The sequence below is a fragment of the Streptomyces sp. NPDC032091 genome (genome assembly GCF_055580265.1).
In genome coordinates this window covers 203,511-220,154 of record NZ_JBVILR010000011.1, presented here as the reverse complement: position 1 = coordinate 220,154, position 16,644 = coordinate 203,511, and the positions used below count along the sequence as shown (strand labels likewise).

14 protein-coding genes and 1 pseudogene are annotated in these 16,644 nt (G+C 74.2%); 6 read left to right on the top strand and 9 right to left on the bottom strand.

Annotated features, from left to right (window positions below; translation table 11 throughout):
• Nucleotides 1–7 precede the first annotated feature (7 nt).
• Entirely contained in the window at nucleotides 8–1,174 is a 1,167-nt protein-coding gene (locus ACZ5NJ_RS19840; RefSeq protein ID WP_468766334.1) for a ferrochelatase, read from the bottom strand.
• Between the two features lie 185 nt (nucleotides 1,175–1,359).
• Between ACZ5NJ_RS19840 and ACZ5NJ_RS19835 the strand changes: the two genes are divergently transcribed.
• Both ACZ5NJ_RS19835 and ACZ5NJ_RS19830 read left to right on the top strand, forming a co-directional pair.
• Nucleotides 1,360–2,616: an MFS transporter gene (locus ACZ5NJ_RS19835; RefSeq protein ID WP_468766333.1), complete on the top strand. Its 1,257-nt coding sequence runs from the start codon at nucleotides 1,360–1,362 to the stop codon at nucleotides 2,614–2,616.
• Nucleotides 2,564–3,895, top strand: coding sequence for a D-arabinono-1,4-lactone oxidase (locus ACZ5NJ_RS19830; protein ID WP_468766332.1), 1,332 nt, complete (start codon nucleotides 2,564–2,566; stop codon nucleotides 3,893–3,895). Before ACZ5NJ_RS19835 ends, ACZ5NJ_RS19830 begins: the two co-directional genes overlap by 53 nt.
• A 7-nt stretch (nucleotides 3,896–3,902) precedes the next feature.
• Here ACZ5NJ_RS19830 and ACZ5NJ_RS19825 read toward each other — a convergent pair whose 3' ends face one another.
• Nucleotides 3,903–4,748: a hypothetical protein gene (locus tag ACZ5NJ_RS19825; RefSeq protein ID WP_468766331.1), complete on the bottom strand. Its 846-nt coding sequence runs from the start codon at nucleotides 4,746–4,748 to the stop codon at nucleotides 3,903–3,905.
• Between the two features lie 538 nt (nucleotides 4,749–5,286).
• On the opposite strand from ACZ5NJ_RS19825, the gene sepH reads away from it, so the two are divergent.
• Entirely contained in the window at nucleotides 5,287–6,309 is a 1,023-nt protein-coding gene (gene sepH, locus ACZ5NJ_RS19820; RefSeq protein WP_468766330.1) for a septation protein SepH, read from the top strand.
• Between the two features lie 43 nt (nucleotides 6,310–6,352).
• On the opposite strand, the gene ACZ5NJ_RS19815 is transcribed toward sepH, so the two are convergent.
• Entirely contained in the window at nucleotides 6,353–7,186 is an 834-nt protein-coding gene (locus ACZ5NJ_RS19815) for a sulfurtransferase (protein WP_468766329.1), read from the bottom strand.
• 176 nt (nucleotides 7,187–7,362) lie between these two features.
• Here ACZ5NJ_RS19815 and ACZ5NJ_RS19810 point away from each other — a divergent pair, with 176 nt between their 5' ends.
• Nucleotides 7,363–8,148: a VOC family protein gene (locus ACZ5NJ_RS19810; protein WP_468766328.1), complete on the top strand. Its 786-nt coding sequence runs from the start codon at nucleotides 7,363–7,365 to the stop codon at nucleotides 8,146–8,148.
• Here the strand turns inward: ACZ5NJ_RS19810 and ACZ5NJ_RS19805 are convergent.
• Complete coding sequence (locus ACZ5NJ_RS19805) at nucleotides 8,145–8,918, bottom strand: SGNH/GDSL hydrolase family protein (RefSeq protein WP_468766327.1); 774 nt, start codon at nucleotides 8,916–8,918, stop codon at nucleotides 8,145–8,147. The genes ACZ5NJ_RS19810 and ACZ5NJ_RS19805 overlap by 4 nt on opposite strands.
• A complete protein-coding gene (locus ACZ5NJ_RS19800; protein WP_468766326.1) occupies nucleotides 8,905–9,474 on the bottom strand; it encodes a PadR family transcriptional regulator in 570 nt (189 codons plus the stop codon). Before ACZ5NJ_RS19800 ends, ACZ5NJ_RS19805 begins: the two co-directional genes overlap by 14 nt.
• Nucleotides 9,475–9,578: 104 nt before the next feature.
• Here ACZ5NJ_RS19800 and ACZ5NJ_RS19795 point away from each other — a divergent pair, with 104 nt between their 5' ends.
• The gene (locus ACZ5NJ_RS19795) at nucleotides 9,579–10,004 is read left to right on the top strand and encodes a nuclear transport factor 2 family protein (RefSeq protein WP_468766325.1); all 426 of its coding nucleotides are present in this window, start codon (nucleotides 9,579–9,581) and stop codon (nucleotides 10,002–10,004) included.
• Between the two features lie 7 nt (nucleotides 10,005–10,011).
• Here the strand turns inward: ACZ5NJ_RS19795 and ACZ5NJ_RS19790 are convergent.
• From ACZ5NJ_RS19790 to ACZ5NJ_RS19780, 3 genes and pseudogenes are all read right to left on the bottom strand, one after another.
• Nucleotides 10,012–10,388, bottom strand: a pseudogene (locus ACZ5NJ_RS19790) (6-pyruvoyl trahydropterin synthase family protein).
• Nucleotides 10,382–13,081 carry an AAA family ATPase gene (locus ACZ5NJ_RS19785; protein WP_468766324.1) on the bottom strand — a complete coding sequence of 900 codons (2,700 nt, stop codon included), beginning with the start codon at nucleotides 13,079–13,081 and terminating at the stop codon, nucleotides 10,382–10,384. The pseudogene ACZ5NJ_RS19790 and the gene ACZ5NJ_RS19785 overlap by 7 nt, the downstream one beginning before the upstream one ends.
• 147 nt (nucleotides 13,082–13,228) lie before the next feature.
• The gene (locus tag ACZ5NJ_RS19780) at nucleotides 13,229–13,675 is read right to left on the bottom strand and encodes a type II 3-dehydroquinate dehydratase (protein WP_468766323.1); all 447 of its coding nucleotides are present in this window, start codon (nucleotides 13,673–13,675) and stop codon (nucleotides 13,229–13,231) included.
• Between the two features lie 253 nt (nucleotides 13,676–13,928).
• On the opposite strand from ACZ5NJ_RS19780, the gene ACZ5NJ_RS19775 reads away from it, so the two are divergent.
• Nucleotides 13,929–15,242 (top strand): LuxR C-terminal-related transcriptional regulator, encoded by a 1,314-nt coding sequence (locus ACZ5NJ_RS19775; protein WP_468766322.1) that lies wholly within the window; start codon nucleotides 13,929–13,931, stop codon nucleotides 15,240–15,242.
• A gap of 67 nt (nucleotides 15,243–15,309) precedes the next feature.
• On the opposite strand, the gene ACZ5NJ_RS19770 is transcribed toward ACZ5NJ_RS19775, so the two are convergent.
• Nucleotides 15,310–16,644 (bottom strand): cation:proton antiporter, encoded by a 1,335-nt coding sequence (locus ACZ5NJ_RS19770; protein WP_468766321.1) that lies wholly within the window; start codon nucleotides 16,642–16,644, stop codon nucleotides 15,310–15,312.

Genomic DNA, 16,644 nt, shown 5'->3' with positions numbered 1-16,644 from the left:
TTTCCCCCTACGCGTACGGGCTGTCCGCGCCGGCGGCCGCCGGGCGGGGCGCGCGCGACGGGCAGCAGCCCACCGCGCACAGGTCGTGGCTCTGGCCGAGGGTGCCGACCCAGCACTCGGCGGGCCGCTCGCCGCGCTCGCGGGCGGCGCGTTCCAGGACCAACTCCCGGACGGCGGCGGCGAAGCGCGGGTCGGCGCCGACGGTCGCGGAGCGCACGACGGGCAGGCCCAGTGCGGCGGCCTTGGCCGTGGCCTCGGTGTCGAGGTCGTAGAGGACCTCCATGTGGTCGGAGACGAAGCCGATGGGGACCATGACGACGGCCGGCGCGCCCTCCTCGTGCAGGGCCTCCAGGTGGTCGCAGATGTCCGGCTCCAGCCACGGGACGTGCGGGGCGCCGCTGCGCGACTGGTAGACGAGCTTCCACGGGCGGGCGGTGCCGGTCTCGGCCGCGACGGCGTCGGCGATCACCCGGGCCACGTCGAGGTGCTGGCGGACGTAGGCCCCGCCCTCGCCGCCCGTCGTGTGGCCCTCGACCGGGCCGGAGGCGTCGGCCGCGGCGGTCGGGATGGAGTGCGTGGTGAAGGCGAGGTGGGCGCCGTCCCGTACGTCCTCGGGGAGGGCGGCGAGCGAGGCCAGCACCCCGTCCGTCATGGGCCGCACGAAGCCGGGGTGGTTGAAGTAGTGCCGCAGCTTGTCCACCCGGGGGAGCTCCAGGCCCTCCCCGGCCAGGGTGGCCAGCGCGTCGGCGAGGTTCTCGCGGTACTGGCGGCAGCCCGAGTACGAGGCGTACGCGCTGGTGGCGAGGACGGCGATGCGGCGGCGCCCGTCGCGGACCATCTCGCGCATCACGTCGGTCAGGTACGGGGCCCAGTTCCGGTTGCCCCAGTAGACGGGCAGGTCCAGCCCGGCGTCGGCGAGGTCCTTGCGCAGGGCGGCCAGCAGCTCGCGGTTCTGTCCGTTGATCGGGCTGACCCCGCCGAAGCCGAAGTAGTGCTGCCCGACCTCCTTGAGGCGCTCGCGCGGGATCCCTCGGCCGCGGGTGACGTTCTCCAGGAACGGCACGACGTCGTCGGGTCCCTCGGGGCCGCCGAAGGACAGCAGCAGGAGGGCGTCGTAGGGGGCCGCGAGGCCTTCGGCCGCGGGCGCGTCGGGGGCACGGAGCTGGTCTGACATGCCTCGAATCCTGCCACCCGGGGTGCGCGCCGGAGAACCGGCCGGTCCGCATGACGGGACACATCCCAGGTAAGGTGACCCTAAGTTCCACCGCCTGAAATGTCGGTGTCGCCATATTCCCCGTGCGGGTGCCCCCTCGGCGGCCGTAACCTGTGTGGGCCGAAGACGTCCCTTACGGAGAGACCTTGCCCAGTCCCTACCGCGCGATATTCGCGGCTCCCGGCACCAAGGCCTTCAGCGCCGCCGGGCTCATAGGCCGCCTGCCCATCTCGATGGTCGGCGTCGGCATCCTCACGATGATCTCGGAGATCACCGGCCGCTACGCGATGGCGAGCGCCCTCACCGGGACCCTGGCCCTGGCGGCCGCGGTGATGGGCCCCCAGGTCTCGCGGCTGGTGGACCAGTACGGGCAGCGGCGGGTGCTGCGGCCCGCGACCCTGGTCTCCGTCGCCTCCGTCACCGCCCTGGTGGTGGCCGCCGCCAACGGGCTGCCCGACTGGACCCTGTTCGTCTTCGCGGCGGTCGCGGGCTGCGTGCCGAGCGTCGGCTCGATGGTCCGCGCCCGCTGGACCGAGCTCTACCGGGACGCGCCCCGCGATCTGCACACGGCGTACTCCTTCGAGTCCGTGATCGACGAGGTCTGCTTCATCTTCGGCCCGATCCTGGCCATCGGCCTGTCCACCACCTGGTTCCCGGAGGCCGGTCCGGTGATCGCCGCCGGCTGCCTGCTGGTCGGCGTCTGGCTGCTCACCGCGCAGCGCGCGACCGAGCCGCCGCCCCATCCGCGCAGCCTGGACGGCGACCGCTCCTCCGCCCTGCGCTCCCCCGGCCTCCAGGTGCTGACGGCCACCTTCGTGGCGACCGGCGCCATCTTCGGCTCCATCGACGTCTCCACCCTCGCCTTCGCCGAGGAGCAGGGCCACAAGTCCGCCGCCAGCTTCATCCTGGCCATCTGGGCGGCCGGATCCTGTCTGGCGGGCATCGTCTTCGGCCTGCTCCATCTCAAGGGCCGGATGGAACGCCGTTGGGTACTGGGCATCTGTGCGATGGCCGTGAGTATGATCCCCCTCCTACTGGCCGGGAACCTTCCGTTTCTGGCCGTGGCGCTCTTCGTCTCGGGCCTCGCCATCGCTCCCACGATGATCACCACGATGGCCCTGATCGAAGCGCACGTACCACGCGCGAAGCTCACCGAGGGCATGACGTGGATCAGCACCGGCCTGGCGGTCGGTGTCGCGATCGGTTCCTCCGTGACCGGTCTGGTCATCGACGCGGCCGGGGCCCAGCGCGGGTACGTCGTCTCGATCTCGTCGGGGGCCGCCGCGGCGGCGGTGGCGTTCGCGGGTTACCGCCGGCTGACGAGGCCGGCGCAAGGGGAGGAGCCCTCGCGTGACGGCGACATCGGGGAAAGCAGCGGCGAGCGGGCGGACCGCGTGGCGTAACTGGGCGGGCAACGTCCGCGCCACGCCCGCACGGGTGGTGACGCCGGGCTCGGTCGACGAGCTCCGGGAGGAGGTCCGCCGGGCGGCCGCGCAGGGCCTGCGGGTGAAGGCGGTCGGCACCGGCCACTCCTTCACCGCGGCCGCCGCCACCGACGGGGTGCTCGTCCGCCCGCAGGCGCTCACCGGGATCCTGTCGGTGGACCGGACCGCCGGCACGGTCACCGTGGCGGCCGGCACGGCCCTGAAGGACCTCAACCGCGCCTTGGCCGCCCAGGGCCTGTCGCTCACCAACATGGGCGACATCATGGAGCAGACGGTTTCCGGCGCCACCAGCACGGGCACCCACGGCACCGGCCGCGACTCGGCCTCCATCGCCGCGCAGATCCGCGCGCTGGAGCTGGTCACCGCGGACGGACGGCTGCTCGCCTGCTCCGAGAAGGAGAACCCGGAGGTCTTCGCGGCCGCCCGGCTCGGGATCGGGGCGCTGGGCGTCGTCACCTCGCTCACCTTCGCGGTGGAGCCGCTGTTCCTCCTGACCGCCCGTGAGGAGCCCATGCGCTTCGACCGGGTGACCGCCGAGTTCGACCGGCACGTCGCGGAGAACGAGCACTTCGAGTTCTACTGGTTCCCGCACACCGGCAACTGCAACACCAAGCGCAACAACCGCAGCCAGGGCCCGGCCGCCCCGCCCGGCGCGGTCGGCGCATGGATCGAGGACGAGTTGCTGTCCAACGGCCTCTTCCAGGCCGTCAACTCGCTGGGCCGCGCGGTCCCGGCGGCCATCCCCTCCATCGCCCGGATCGCCAGCCGCGCCCTGTCGGCGCGCACCTACACGGACATCCCGTACAAGGTGTTCACCAGTCCGCGCCGGGTGCGGTTCGTGGAGATGGAGTACGCCCTCCCGCGCGAGCGGGCCGTCGAGGCCCTGCGGGAGCTCAAGGCCATGGTCGACCGTTCCGACCTGCGGATCAGCTTCCCGGTGGAGGTGCGGACGGCCCCGGCGGACGACATCCCCCTGTCGACGGCCTCGGGCCGGGACACCGCCTACATCGCGGTGCACATGTACCGGGGCACCCCCTACCAGGCCTACTTCACGGCGGCCGAGCGCATCTTCACCGCCCACGGCGGACGCCCCCACTGGGGCAAGGTGCACACCCGGGACGCCGAGTACCTGGCCGCGGCCTACCCGCGCTTCGGGGAGTTCACGGCGCTGCGCGACCGGCTGGACCCGGACCGGGTGTTCGGCAACGACTACCTGCGGCGGGTGCTCGGGGACTGACGCCCGCTCACTCCCGGCCGGAGGCACCGCTCCCGCCCGGCGCGCCGCCGCCGGGGCCCGGGGTGGGGTCCGGGCCGGGGGTCTGCCGGGAGGGCGTCGGGGACGGGTCCGGGCGGGCCGAGCCGGAGGGGGTGGGCGCGGGCGTCGGGTCCGGGCCGCGCCCGCCGTGCGGGGCGGAGGGGCTCGGGGTGCCGCCCGGGCCGGTGCCGCGCCCGTCCGTCCCGTTCTTCGCCCCCTCCCCTGTCCCGTCCTTGCCGTCCTTGCCGTTCTTCCCGCCCTGTTCGCCCCGCCGGCTCCGGTCCCCGGAGTCCTGCCCGTCCTCCTGCCCGGAGGAACGGTGGTCGGGGGCCGTGCGGAAGCCGCCCGACAGGAGGGTGCCGCCGCCGCTGCTGACCGAGGTGCCCGCGAAGGCCTCGTACGTCCCGAGGCCGCCGACGGCGAGCACGAAGGCCGCTCCGGAGGCCACCGCCGTGCGTTTCCGGCCCCGCATGCGGGTGCCGTGCACCGTGGCCTCGCCGAACTCGCCCGGCGGCGGGCCCGCGGGCCCCTCCCGCCCGGCGGACGCGGGGACCTGACGGCCCCTGGGGCGGGCGCCCTCGCGCAGCCGGTCGCCGGTGCGGCGGAAGGCGTGCTGGATGACCGGCCCGCCGGCGGTGGCCACCACGCTGACCACGCCGGCGCCCAGGATGGTCCCGTAGACACCGAGCCGGGAGGCGAGCAGGGCGGCCGCGACCGTGGCGAGCGAACTGCCCGCGACCTGGGCCACGCTCAGGTCGAGCTTCTTGTGCTCCGGGCCCTGCGCCTCGTCCTCACGGCCGCCCGGCACGCCTTCCCCCACCGTCTTCCGACCCATCGTCACCCCTTGTGCGTCCTGCCCCTTGCGCTTCTCCTCTTCCAGCAGTTACCGACACCTGAGCGAAACGAGAAGTTCCGTTTCTGCGGATTCTGTGAAGCAGGACACCCCGAAACGGCCGCGTACGCAGGTGGACCGCCATCCGGACCCGATTCCGGGCAGGCCAACTCCCGCCGCCCGGGACAACTTCGGCGGCGCGGCGGTCCACCCAGGTGGCCCGAATGGAGTACTGTGGCGAGCCCTGGGGCCGTCCTTCCTTTCGGATGTCCGGACCCGGGAGAGGGGGCCGGCTGACGGAGAAGCGGCACTCAAGACCGGTGATGCCGCGGTATCGCACGGGCTCCTGCTGCGCACAGTAACCACTCGGTCACTGTGCGTGCCCAACAGGTAACCGTGCCATAACGTCGATCAAGGGCGCATGCCCGACACGCCGGTTTAACTCGGCAAGGTTGTGGCAGGCTGCACCCGGGCAGGCCACACTCGACTAGCGGAAGCAGCGACGCACGTGACGTCGGCAGGCACCACCCGGGAGGTCCCCATGCCCGAACTGCGTGTCGTGGCCGTCTCGAATGACGGAACACGACTGGTGCTCAAGGCTGCGGACAGCACGGAGTACACGCTTCCGATCGATGAGCGGCTGCGGGCTGCCGTGCGCAATGACCGCGCGCGCCTGAACCAGATCGAGATCGAGGTGGAGAGCCACCTCCGCCCCCGTGACATCCAGGCCCGCATACGGGCCGGTGCCTCCGCTGAGGAGGTCGCGCAGCTCGCCGGCATCCCGGTCGACCGGGTCCGCCGCTTCGAGGGTCCCGTCCTGGCCGAGCGCGCCTTCATGGCCGAGCGGGCCCGCAAGACCCCCGTGCGCCGCCCCGGGGAGAACACCGGGCCGCAGCTCGGCGAGGCCGTGCAGGAGCGGCTCACGCTGCGCGGGGCCGACAAGGACTCGGTGCAGTGGGACTCCTGGCGCCGTGACGACGGCACGTGGGAGGTGCTGCTGGTCTACCGGGTGGTGGGCGAGCCGCACTCGGCGAGCTGGACGTACGACCCGCCGCGCCGGCTGGTCGTCGCCGTGGACGACGAGGCCCGCTCCCTGATCGGCGAGTCGGACGACCTGCCCTCCACCCCGGAGCCGAGCTTCCCGTTCGTGCCGAGGATCGCCCGGCTGCCACGCGACCGGCCGCTGGACCGCACCCTCGACCGGCCGATCGAGCGCCCGGCCCCGCCGCCGCCCGCGCCGGAGCCCGAGGAGGAACGGGACACGCTGACCAGTCTGCTGGAGGCCGTTCCCAGCTTCCGGGGCGACCTCGTGGTCCCGGAGCGCACCGACGTGGCCGACGAGGAGGCCGCGACGGAGGAACCCCCGGCCGCGGCGGCCTCGGCCGGCGCCGGAGCGGCGTACGCCGACGTACTGATGCCCCGCACGGTCGCGGGACACCGCGAGCGGCTGACCGGAACGACGGACCGGCAGGCCGAGGCCGACGGGGTCCGGCCCGGGCGCCGCGCGGCGGTGCCCAGCTGGGACGAGATCGTCTTCGGGACCCGGCGCAAGAAGCAGGAGTAGCCCGGTCCGGCGGTGCCCCGCGGGGCACCGCCGGACGGACGGGTCAGGGGTTGGGGCCGGTGGCCACCGGGCGCGCCGGATCCGAGGACCAGTGCGACCAGCTGCCCGCGTAGAGGGCGGCCGGGATGCCCGCCACCTCCAGCGCGAGGACCTCGTGCGCCCCGGAGACCCCGGAACCGCAGTACACGCCCACCTCGGTGTCCGGCGTGGCGCCCAGCGCCGTGAACCGGGCCCGCAGGGTCTCCGCCGGCAGGAACAGCCCGTCGGGGCCCACGTTCTCGGTGGTCGGGGCCGACACCGCGCCCGGGATGTGGCCGCCGACCGGGTCGATGGGCTCGACCTCGCCCCGGTAGCGCTCCCCCGCCCGGGCGTCCAGGAGCAGTCCCGTACGGGCCAGGGCGGCCGCGTCGTCGGCTTCCAGCAGGCCGAACCGCCCCGGGTTTGGCTTGAAATCGCCCTCGGCCGGAGTCGGCGCGTCGGCGGTCACCGGGCCGCCCGCCGCCGTCCACGCGGTCAGGCCCCCGTCCAGGACTCGCACGTTCGGGTGACCCGTCCAGCGCAGCAGCCACCAGGCGCGGGCGGCCGCCCACCCCTGGCCGCCGTCGTACACGACCACCGGTTCGTCCGCCCGCACGCCGGCGCGGCGCATCACGGCGCCGAAGGCCTCCGGGTCGGGCAGCGGGTGGCGGCCGCCGGACCCGGGCGGACCTGCCAGTTCGCGGTCGAGGTCGACGTACACGGCGCCGGGCAGGTGTGCCGCCTCGTAGGCGGGGCGCTGGTCGGGGCCGCCCAGCTGCCAGCGGACGTCCAGGAGCACCGGCGGGCGGCCGGAGGCCAGCTCGTCCGCCAGCGCGGAGGCCGAGAGAATCGCAGTCATGGGCCCATCTTCCTCCCCCCACTCGGGGCCCGTAACAAGCCGGACATCGACGGGCCGCAGTGATTCGGTCATCTCCGTCAGCCGCCGCACCGTCCGGCCCGGTCTGGGCGCGCGGCGCCCCGCGGAGTGGAAGCATCAGCGGCGTCATTCGGGACACGACGGAGGAGACTGCTGACATGACCGATGCAGCGGGGGCTTCGCGGCGGCCGTCCGGCACACCGTGCTGGGTGAGCCTGATGGTGCACGGCCTCGGGAGGACCGAGGACTTCTACGCCGACCTGTTCGGCTGGGAGTACGAGCCGGGACCCGCGCAGCTCGGCCCGGGCGTCCGGGCCGTCCTCGACGGGGAGGAGGTGGCGGGGATCGGCGAGATGCCGCCGGACCGGCACCTCCCCGTCGCCTGGACCACGTACTTCGCCACGGACGACGCCGACTGCGCGGCCGAGGCGATCCGCTCCTGCGGCGGCACGGTGGCGGTGGGCCCGATGGACGCCGGGGCCGAGGGGCGGGTGGCGATCTGCTCCGACCCGCTGGGGGCGATCTTCGGCATCTGGCAGGACTCGGGGCACGGGCAGCGCTACGGAGTGCCGGGGACCCCGGTCTGGAACGAGCTGGTCACCCAGGACACCTCGACGGTCGGCAAGTTCTACGAGCACGTCTTCGGCCACGAGGCCGAGCGGCACCCGGCGGCCTCGGCCGACTTCGACTACCTGACCCTGCGGCTGGCCGGCCGGCCGGTGGCGGCGGTCCACGGGGTGGGACGGTCGCTGCCGCACGACCGGGGGCCGCACTGGATGACCTACTTCGAGGTCCGCGACACCGACGCAGCGGCGGCCCGGGTCGCCGCACTGGGCGGCCGGGTGCTGAACCCGCCCCGGGACCGCATCCGGGGCCGGCTGGCCCTGGTGGCGGACCCGGAGGGGGCGGTGTTCGCCCTGGTGCGGTCCGGCAAAGAGGCCTAGACGAACGGCAGCGGCTGGGGGCGCTTGGCGGTGCGGCCGTCGCCGGAGGAGGTGCCGCGCAGCCGCCGGCCGAGCCAGGGGCCGAGGAAGCCGGCCGCCCAGCCCACCTCCGCCGCCACCGCCCGGGCGGCGGGGCGGGGCGGCCGGGGCGGCAGGGGGCGCCGCCAGGCGTCGTCGGAGCCCGGCAGGGCGAGGGCCTCGGCCAGGGCGGCGGCGATCCGGGCGTGGCCGAGGGGGCTCGCGTGGAGCCGGTCGGTGCTCCACAGGCGCGGGTCGGTCGCGACGGGCGCCCCGGCCGTCTCGGCGACCACGACGCCGTGGCGTGCGGCGGCGGCGCGGACGCGGGCGTTGAGCTCCTCCACGCGGGGGCGCAGCGGCCGGGCCATCGGCGCTATCCGGGCCACGTCGGGGAAGGTCGCGGTGGCCACCCGGGCCCCGGCGGCGGTGAGCGCGGCGAACATCGCCTCCAGTTCCCCGGCCACCTCGGCGGCGTCGAACCGCGGCCGGAGCACGTCGTTGACGCCGGCCACGACGGTGGCCACGTCGGGCCGCAGCTCCAGCGCCGGCCCCAGCTGCCCGGCGCGGACCTGAGCGGCGAGGCGGCCGCGGACGGCGAGGTTGGCGTAGAGCAGGCCGGGGTGGGCGGCCGCGAGGTGCTCGGCGAGCCGGTCGGCGAAGCCGCGCAGGCCCACCGTGTCGTCGCCGTCCCCGACCCCCTCGGTCTGGCTGTCGCCCAGGGCGACGTAGCGCAGGGGTTCAGCGTTCCTCATCCGTCTGCTGCCTTTCGCGTAGTACGGCCGCGGCCCGCAGGCACCAGTCCCGGTGCTCCCGTTCGAAGGCGAGGCCGCGCAGGCAGGTCAGGTAGCGCCCGACCCGTTCGCCGCGCAGGAGGTACTCGGCCTCGTCCAGGTCGCCGCGCATGTTCACCAGGAGTTTTCCGAGGAGTTCGAGCTTGGCCTCGGCCGCGGCCGCCCGCCGCTCCAGCTGTTCGACGACCGGGCCGGCGCCGATGCGGTCGGCGGTCTGGACCTTGACGAGGAGGTCGTCGCGGATGGAGGACGGCTTGGACGCGGCCTCGGCGAACCGCTCCAGCTCGGCGCGGCCGGCGTCGGTGACCCGGAAGAGGCGCTTGTTGGGCCGGCTCTCCTGGACCACCTCGCGGCCCGCGACCAGCCCGTCCGCCTCCAGGCGGGCCAGCTCGGCGTACAGCTGCTGGGGCAGCGCGTGCCAGAAGTTGGCGACGCTGATGTCGAAGGCCTTGGCCAGCTGGTAGCCGCTGTACTCGTCGTCGAGCAGCGCCGCCAGGACCGCGTGGCGCAGTGCCATGTCCGGTCCCCTTCCCTTTCCTCGTACGCCTCGGCATCATACTCAAAAAAGTGACTAGTCACATTGTTGAGTAGTCGCGTACCCGAGGAATTCCAGGAGGGGTCATGGAGACCGCCGAACGCTTCCGCACCGCCGTGGAGAAGCGCGATCTCGCCGCGCTGGACGAGCTGTTCACCGACGACGTCCGCCTCTACAGCCCGGTGAAGTTCGTCCCGTTCGAGGGCAAGGCGATGGTCATGGGCCTCTTCGGGGTGCTGCTGCGCACCTTCGAGGACCTGCGCTACCTGGGACGACTGGAGGGGGAGGCCGAGACCACCGCCGACGGGGAGGCCGCCCCGACGGTGGTCCTGCCCTTCCGGGCGCTGGTGGCGGGCCGGCAGATCCACGGGATCGACCAGCTGCAGTTCGACGCGGAGGGCCGGATCAAGGAGTTCACCGTGATGGTCCGGCCCCAGTCGGCCGTGCACGCCCTGGGTCAGGCGGTGCTGGCCGGCCTGGTCGAGGACGGGCTCGCCCCCGGGCCCGCCTGAGCGCGCGTCAGGCGCCCCTGACCGGGCGGTACTCCGCCCAGGTCTTCGGGGTCTCGGAGATCCTGACGGCCGTCAGCTCGGGGATCCGCTCCGTCCACTGGTCGTAGATCCACACGGCCAGGTTCTCCGCGGACGGTGAGATACCCCCCCCAGCGCCTCGTTGAGGTGCCGGTGGTCGAAGGTCTCGTCCATCCACTGCTTGAAGGCGTCCAGGTCCCGGTAGTCCCGGACGAACCCGGCCTCGGTGAGGTCCTCGCGGCGGCCGGAGAGCTCGATGACCACGGCGTAGTTGTGGCCGTGCATCCGGGCGCACGGGTGCCAGGACGGCAGCCGGTCCAGGACGTGGCTGGCCGAGAAGTGGAACTCCTTGGTGATCGTCAGCACGTTCCCTCCCCGCCGTCCGCGAGGAGGGAGCGGTTGAGCGGCACCCCGGTCAGGAACCGCTCGCGCAGCGCCGCGTCCCCGATCAGCCCGGCCTTGCGCAGGACCTCCCGCCGGGCCCGGTCCCGCAGCACCCGGGCCTCCTCCCCGGCACCGCACGCCGCGAGGGCCCGCGCCACGTCGTGGAGGACCTCCTCCGTCCGCAGCGCGGGCATGTCCCCCACCTCGTCCAGCATCCTGAGGGCCTCCCGGGCCTGTTCCCCGGCCTCGGCCGGCTCGCCGCGGCGCAGCCGGATCCGGCTGCGCAGGCAGTGGGCGGCGATCTCGCTGCGGACCATGCCGCTGCGCCGCGTCTCGACGCAGGTGGCGACCGCCAGCCGCTCCGCCTCGTCGAGGGCCGCCGCCGTGCCGGGGGCGCAAGGGTCCCCGTCCGCGCCGGTGAGGAGGACTTCGGCGTAGAGGTTGCGGACGATGGGGACCAGGTTGGCCAGCCAGGTCCGCTCGGTCTCCGCCCAGGCGTCCGCGATCAGCCGCCGGCTCTCCGCCCGCGTCTCGGGGCGCCCGGCGAGGACACGGGCCAGCAGCGCGGCGTTGTAGGCGTGCCAGGCGCTGTCACCGCCCCGCTCCGCCTCGAAGCCGAGGGCCTCGCGCAGCGCGTCGACCGCGCCCGGTCCGTCGCCGAGGCCGAGGCGGACCTGGGCGAGGTAGTTGAGCGCCATGGGCAGTTCGGCGTTGAGCGGTTCCTCGCGCAGGCGTGCCGTGCAGCGCTCCAGCCGGGTGAGCGCCTCGGACAGGTGCCCGCTGTCGAAGAGGGTGATGCCGAGCTGCATCTCGCCCAGGTTGCGGGCGTGCTGGAGGACCGGGGTGGCGCCGCCGCCGAGGCGCGGGTCCGAGGCGTACAGGCGCTCGGCCTCGCGCAGCTGGGCCAGGCCGTCGGCGAGCCTGCGCTTGGAGACCTGGCGGCCGTACTCGACGCGGGCCACGAACAGGGCCGCCGGGTCGCCGTGTTCCTCGGCCAATTCGACGGCGGCCCTCAGCTTCTCCAGGGAGGGGACGAGGCCGCGGGTGGCCAGCAGGGTCTTGCCCCGCAGCAGGGTGGCCCGGATGACGAGGTCGGGGTCGGCGCAGCGGGCGGCGGCCGCCTCGGCCTCGGCGGCCAGGGCGTCGATGTCCGGGCCGCCGGCGGGGGTGCTCTGGCCGCGCCAGCGGACCTCGGTCAGGGAGAGCAGCAGTTCGACGACGCGGACGAGGCGCTGGTCGCGGCCCTCGGTGCCGGCGGGCAGCTCCCGTACGGCCCGGATGACCTCCTCGCAGTGCCGCTCGGCCTCGGCGAAGGAGAGCCCCTGGGTGGCCGCGTCGCGGGCCAGCGCGAAGTGGGCGTCGGCGGAGGCGAGGAGGCAGGAGGGACCGCCGAGCCGGAGGTGGCGGGCGATCTCCAGGCGGCGCTCCAGCGACATGGTCTCCGGCGGGCCCTGGCCGAGCGCCCGCGCGATACGGGCGTGGCGCGAGCGCATCTGCTCGGCGCTCTGTTCCGTGTAGACCACGCTCCACAGGGCACGGTGCTCGAAGCGGTAGCAGTCCGCGGCCTCCCAGCGGGCCCACGCCGGGGGTGTCCCGGGGAGGAGCAGCCGGTGGTCGCGGGCGATCAGGCGCAGCCGTTCCATGACCAGGTCGTGGGGCAGGCCCGTCGCGGCGGCGACGGTGTGCGACAGGAACACGTCGCCCTGGGTCGCGGCGGTGGCCAGCAGGAGGCGGTCCTCCCCGGTCAGGGCGCGCAGCCGCTCCTCGACGACCCGGGAGAGGCTGGCCGGCAGGCGGACCTCGGCGCCGTCCTGCGGGGTCCACTCGTCGAGGCAGAGGGAGACGAAGACGGCGTGCCCGCCGGTCAGTTCGGCGAGGCGGTGGGAGAAGGCCGGCGGAGCGGCGGGATGGCGCTGCGCGACGAGTTCGGCGATGGCGTCCTGCGGCAGCCCGCGCATCGTCCGGCGCCGCAGCAGCCCTTCGCCGGCCCAGCTGTGCAGCAGCGCCTCCACCTTGGACTCCTTGCCGTCGGCGTACGCGGAGTCGCTGGTGTGGGTGAGGACGACGGCCAGCTGTTCGCGGGCGAGGCCGCGCAGCAGCTGGTCCAGGACGAACTGGCTGCTCTCGTCGACGTGCTGGAGGTCGTCTATGACGAGGACGGTGGGCGGGCCCTGCCGCACCAGGTCGAGCAGCCCCTCCACGATGCGCAGGGCCGCCGCGTGCCGGAAGGGCAGGAGGCTGTCGAAGGGCATGGAGCCGGAGTCGAGGGAGGCCTCGGTGATCTCCCGGCCCAGGGTGAACACGGCTCCGAGGCCCGGGACGATCGCCGAGAGCACCTCGGGGGCGGAGCGGACCACCCCGTGGCCGGTGGCGCCGAGCATCCGCCGCAGGCGCCCGCGCCGCCGGGGCTCGGCCTCTCCCAGTTTCAGCAGCAGGTCGAGGACCGGGCCGTACATCAGGTCGGGTCCGATGCCGGGCCGGCACCGGGTGGACACGACGCGGCAGGCGGCGGGGGCCTCGGCCTCGAACGCCCGCAGCAGCGCCGACTTGCCCATGCCCGACACGCCGTCGACCGCGATGGCCTGTCCGCCCCGCCCGTCACCGAGCGCGGCGACGACCGAGCGCAGTTCCTCCATGTGTTCCACGCGGTCGACAAATCCGATCGGCACGCCCATGCCCCCGTCTCACGCCACACCAGCAGGTGCCGCCCACGGTAGATCATGCCGCTCCGGAGCACCCGCGACCCGGCGCGTTCCGGCCACCACCCGGCCGGGGCCGCCGCCCGCGCCCGTCGAAACGGCGGCCGGGTCGCCTCTCGCGGATCAGGCCGGGGCGCGGTCCGCGAGGTGGAGGAGGGAGCGGGCGGCCAGGCGGTAGCCGTAGGAGCCGAGGCCCGCGATCACGCCGGCGGCCAGGGGGGCGATCACCGATTCGTGGCGGAAGCGTTCGCGGGCCCAGACGTTGCTGAGGTGGACCTCGATCCAGGGCGGGGTGTAGCTCGCCAGGGCGTCGCGCAGGCTCCAGCCGGCGATCATCAGGGCGCCCGGGTTCACGATGGCGCCGACGGTGGTGTCGCAGTGCCGGTGGACCGCGCGGACGAGCTCGCCCTCGCAGTCGCTCTGGACGGAGCGCACCTCCCAGCCGCGGGCGGCCACCTCGTCGGCGACGGCCGCCTCGATGTCGGCCAGCGTGTCGGTGCCGTAGATCTCCGGCTCGCGGCGGCCCAGAACGCCCAGGTTCGGACCGTTCAGGAGAAGCACGACGCTCACGGGACAACACCTCGCTGTGGGCTGGGGGACCGGGTCGTCCCCATGCTGTCGGGGGGGCCGGGCCGCGCGCCATCATCAGGGCTGATAGTCCCGGCGGCTCCGGGCGTCCGGGTGCCGTCTCGACCGGCACTCGAAGCTGGGCTGAAATCTCGTTCGCCGACCGGACCCGTACTGAATCATGAGCCGGGCGTCCATCCCCCCTTCGTACGAACGTGGACGCGGCGCGACCGTTGATCCGATGACAGGAGACGTAATGCCCGATTCCGTGACTCGCTTCCTGCCACCGGTCCTCTCCGTCCTGCGCACCTGCGAGAGCGGTTCCTGCGAGACGGTGAGGCTGGCCGAACTGTCGTTCTCGGCCTGGTCGCGCGGGGATCTGGAAGAGGCCGTACGGCTGGCCGCCGCGGCCGGCCGCAGGCGGTCCTCCTGCTCCGGCGAATGTGTGGGGCCGGCCATGGTGTGGCATTCCGCGCTGCTGGTCAGGATCCGCGAACTCGCCTCCGGCGCACGGGTGCTCGCCGGCATAGAAGGGCTGGCGGCCACCGCCGCCCACCCCGACGGGCTGGTGGCGGCCGCGCTGACCTGCACGGCGGACCTCGCGTTCACCCGGGGCGACGTCGGCTCGGCCGCCGACCTGGCGGGCAGGGGCGTCCTCAAGGCCCAGGAGGCGGACCTCGCCTGCCTGCTCCCCGAGGCGCACGCCGTGCTGGCGCTGAGCGCGCTGCGGCGGGGCGACATGAGCACCAGCCTGGACTTCGTCAACCAGCTGCGGGAGGACGCCCTCCTCGGCCGGATGGCCGACCGGCCGAGCCAATGTGCCTGGGCCGCGGCCCAGTACCTGGAGGTGCAGGGCGGCGCGAAGTCCGCCGAGCACCTCGTCGTCGGCCTCATCACGGACGACCAGCTCCTCCTGGACCTGCTGTCCTCGCAGCCCGCGGCCGCCTCCTGGCTCGTACGGGCCGCGCGGAACCTGGGCGACGAGGCCCTCGCCCGGCGGGCGGGCGCCGAGGCGGCCCGGCTGGCCGAGCGCAACGGCGGGCTCCGGTCGGTCGAGGCGGCGGGGATGCACGCCGACGGGCTGCTGGAGGAGGACCCCGAACGGCTCATCGCCGCCGCGCGGTCGCACCTGGACCTGTGGGCCGGCGCCTCCGCCTACGAGGACGCCGGGAGCCTGCTCTCCGAGGTGGACCGGGAGCGGGACCGGGCCGTCGAGGTGCTGGAACGGGCGGTGGACGGGTACGCGAACTCGGCCGCCCCGCGCGATGCGCGCAGGGTCGTCAGCAAGCTCCGCTCCCTCGGGGTGCGGCGCGGCCGCTATCCGCAGTACGGCGGCCCGGACGGGGCGGGCACCGGCTCCCTCACGGTCACGGAGGCCGCCGTGGCCGAACTGGTCAGCCAGGGGTTCACCAACTCCCAGGTGGGCGAGCACCTGTTCATCTCGGGGCACACGGTGGCCTTCCACCTGAAGAAGATCTTCCGCAAGATGAACGTGGCGTCCCGGGTGGAGCTGACGCGCACGTGGAGCCGTGTCCCGAACGCGGCGCCCGAGCTGGCCAACGCCGGCTGACGCCCGGGGTGACACCGGGTGACGCCGTCCCGCCGGAGCGGTTCCCGCGGGGACGGCGTCACGCCCCTCAGACCCTGGCGGCCGGCGAGGGCGCCGGAGCGCGTTCCCCTCCGCCCAGGACCATCCGGCTCTCCGCCGTCTCCTCGACCCGCGCCATGGCGGCACGGAGGATGGGCGGCGCCATGAGGGAGGTCACGATGGCGACGAGGATGACGACGGTGTACGTCTCGGCGCCGAGGATGCCCAGCCGCAGGCCCACCATCGCCACGATCACCTCGATCACTCCGCGGGAGTTCATGCCGGCGCCGAGGGCGAGGGCCTCCCACCGGTTGAGTCCGCTCAGCTTCGCGCCGACGTACGCGCCGACGAACTTGCCGAGGATGGCCACGGCCAGCACGGCGACGGCCGTCAGCAGCACGGCGGGCCGGGCCAGTGCGGTCAGGTCCATCCGCAGCCCGGCGGTGGCGAAGTAGACCGGCGCGAGGAAGGCCAGCACCGTGGTGCGCAGCGGGGCCAGCTTCTCCGGGTCCAGCTCGCCGCTGGTGCTGATCAGCACGCCGGCGACGAAGGCGCCGAAGACGGCCTCCAGCCCCAGCGCGTGGGTGCCGGCCGACCCGAGCAGGACGCACAGGGCCGCCACGGCGACGGTCGGACCGGCCTGCGGCGACCGGTTGGCCGCGCGCAGGGCGAGCCGCACCAGGGGCCGGCCCACGAGGAAGGCGACGAGCACCACGCCCACCGGGTAGAGCAGGGAGGTGGCGATCTTGCCGGTGGTCAGTCCGGCCGTGGCCATCGCCGAGACGATGGACAGCAGGAACCAGCCGATGACGTCGTCGATCACGCCCGAGGCGAGGGTCAGCTGACCGACCTCGCGGTGCAGCAGGTTCATGTCCATCAGCGTCTTCGCGATCACGGGGATCGCGCTGACGCACAGGGCCACGCCGAGGAACAGGGCGAACACCGTCTGGTCGGTGCCGCCGGGCAGGAGCGAGGCGGGCAGCAGGAAGCCCGTGGCGATGCCGAGGCCCAGGGGCAGCAGCAGGCCGGCGAGGCTGACCCGGACCGCGGTGGCCCCCCTTCGCCTGACGAGGTCGAACTTCAGCTCCATGCCGGTGACGCCGACGAGCAGCAGGACGCCCAACTGGCCCACGGCGTCCAGGAGGTGCATCTGCTCGGGCTGCCGGGGCAGCAGCCAGTCGGAGAACGCGGGCAGCAGGTGGCCGAGGACCGAGGGGCCGACGAGGACCCCCGCGAACAGCTCGCCGACGATCGCGGGCATCTTGAAGCGCGCCGCCAACTGCCCGAGGGCCAGGGCCAGGAGGAGGAGCAGGGCCAGCTGGAGCAGGAGCACCAGCAGGGAGTGCTGGGCGATGGTGGGGACGGGTGCCGCGCTCAGGACCAT

Bases quoted from the DNA above. Each gene is read 5' to 3' on its own strand.
- ACZ5NJ_RS19810 (WP_468766328.1), top strand. From the start codon at position 7,363: ATGACCGATGCAGCGGGGGCTTCGCGGCGGCCGTCCGGCACACCGTGC.
- ACZ5NJ_RS19815 (WP_468766329.1), bottom strand. From the start codon at position 7,186: ATGACTGCGATTCTCTCGGCCTCCGCGCTGGCGGACGAGCTGGCCTCC.
- sepH (WP_468766330.1), top strand. From the start codon at position 5,287: ATGCCCGAACTGCGTGTCGTGGCCGTCTCGAATGACGGAACACGACTG.
- ACZ5NJ_RS19775 (WP_468766322.1), top strand. From the start codon at position 13,929: ATGCCCGATTCCGTGACTCGCTTCCTGCCACCGGTCCTCTCCGTCCTG.
- ACZ5NJ_RS19825 (WP_468766331.1), bottom strand. From the start codon at position 4,748: ATGGGTCGGAAGACGGTGGGGGAAGGCGTGCCGGGCGGCCGTGAGGAC.
- ACZ5NJ_RS19840 (WP_468766334.1), bottom strand. From the start codon at position 1,174: ATGTCAGACCAGCTCCGTGCCCCCGACGCGCCCGCGGCCGAAGGCCTC.
- ACZ5NJ_RS19770 (WP_468766321.1), bottom strand. From the start codon at position 16,644: ATGGTCCTGAGCGCGGCACCCGTCCCCACCATCGCCCAGCACTCCCTG.
- ACZ5NJ_RS19805 (WP_468766327.1), bottom strand. From the start codon at position 8,918: ATGAGGAACGCTGAACCCCTGCGCTACGTCGCCCTGGGCGACAGCCAG.
- ACZ5NJ_RS19800 (WP_468766326.1), bottom strand. From the start codon at position 9,474: ATGGCACTGCGCCACGCGGTCCTGGCGGCGCTGCTCGACGACGAGTAC.
- ACZ5NJ_RS19795 (WP_468766325.1), top strand. From the start codon at position 9,579: ATGGAGACCGCCGAACGCTTCCGCACCGCCGTGGAGAAGCGCGATCTC.
- ACZ5NJ_RS19785 (WP_468766324.1), bottom strand. From the start codon at position 13,081: ATGGGCGTGCCGATCGGATTTGTCGACCGCGTGGAACACATGGAGGAA.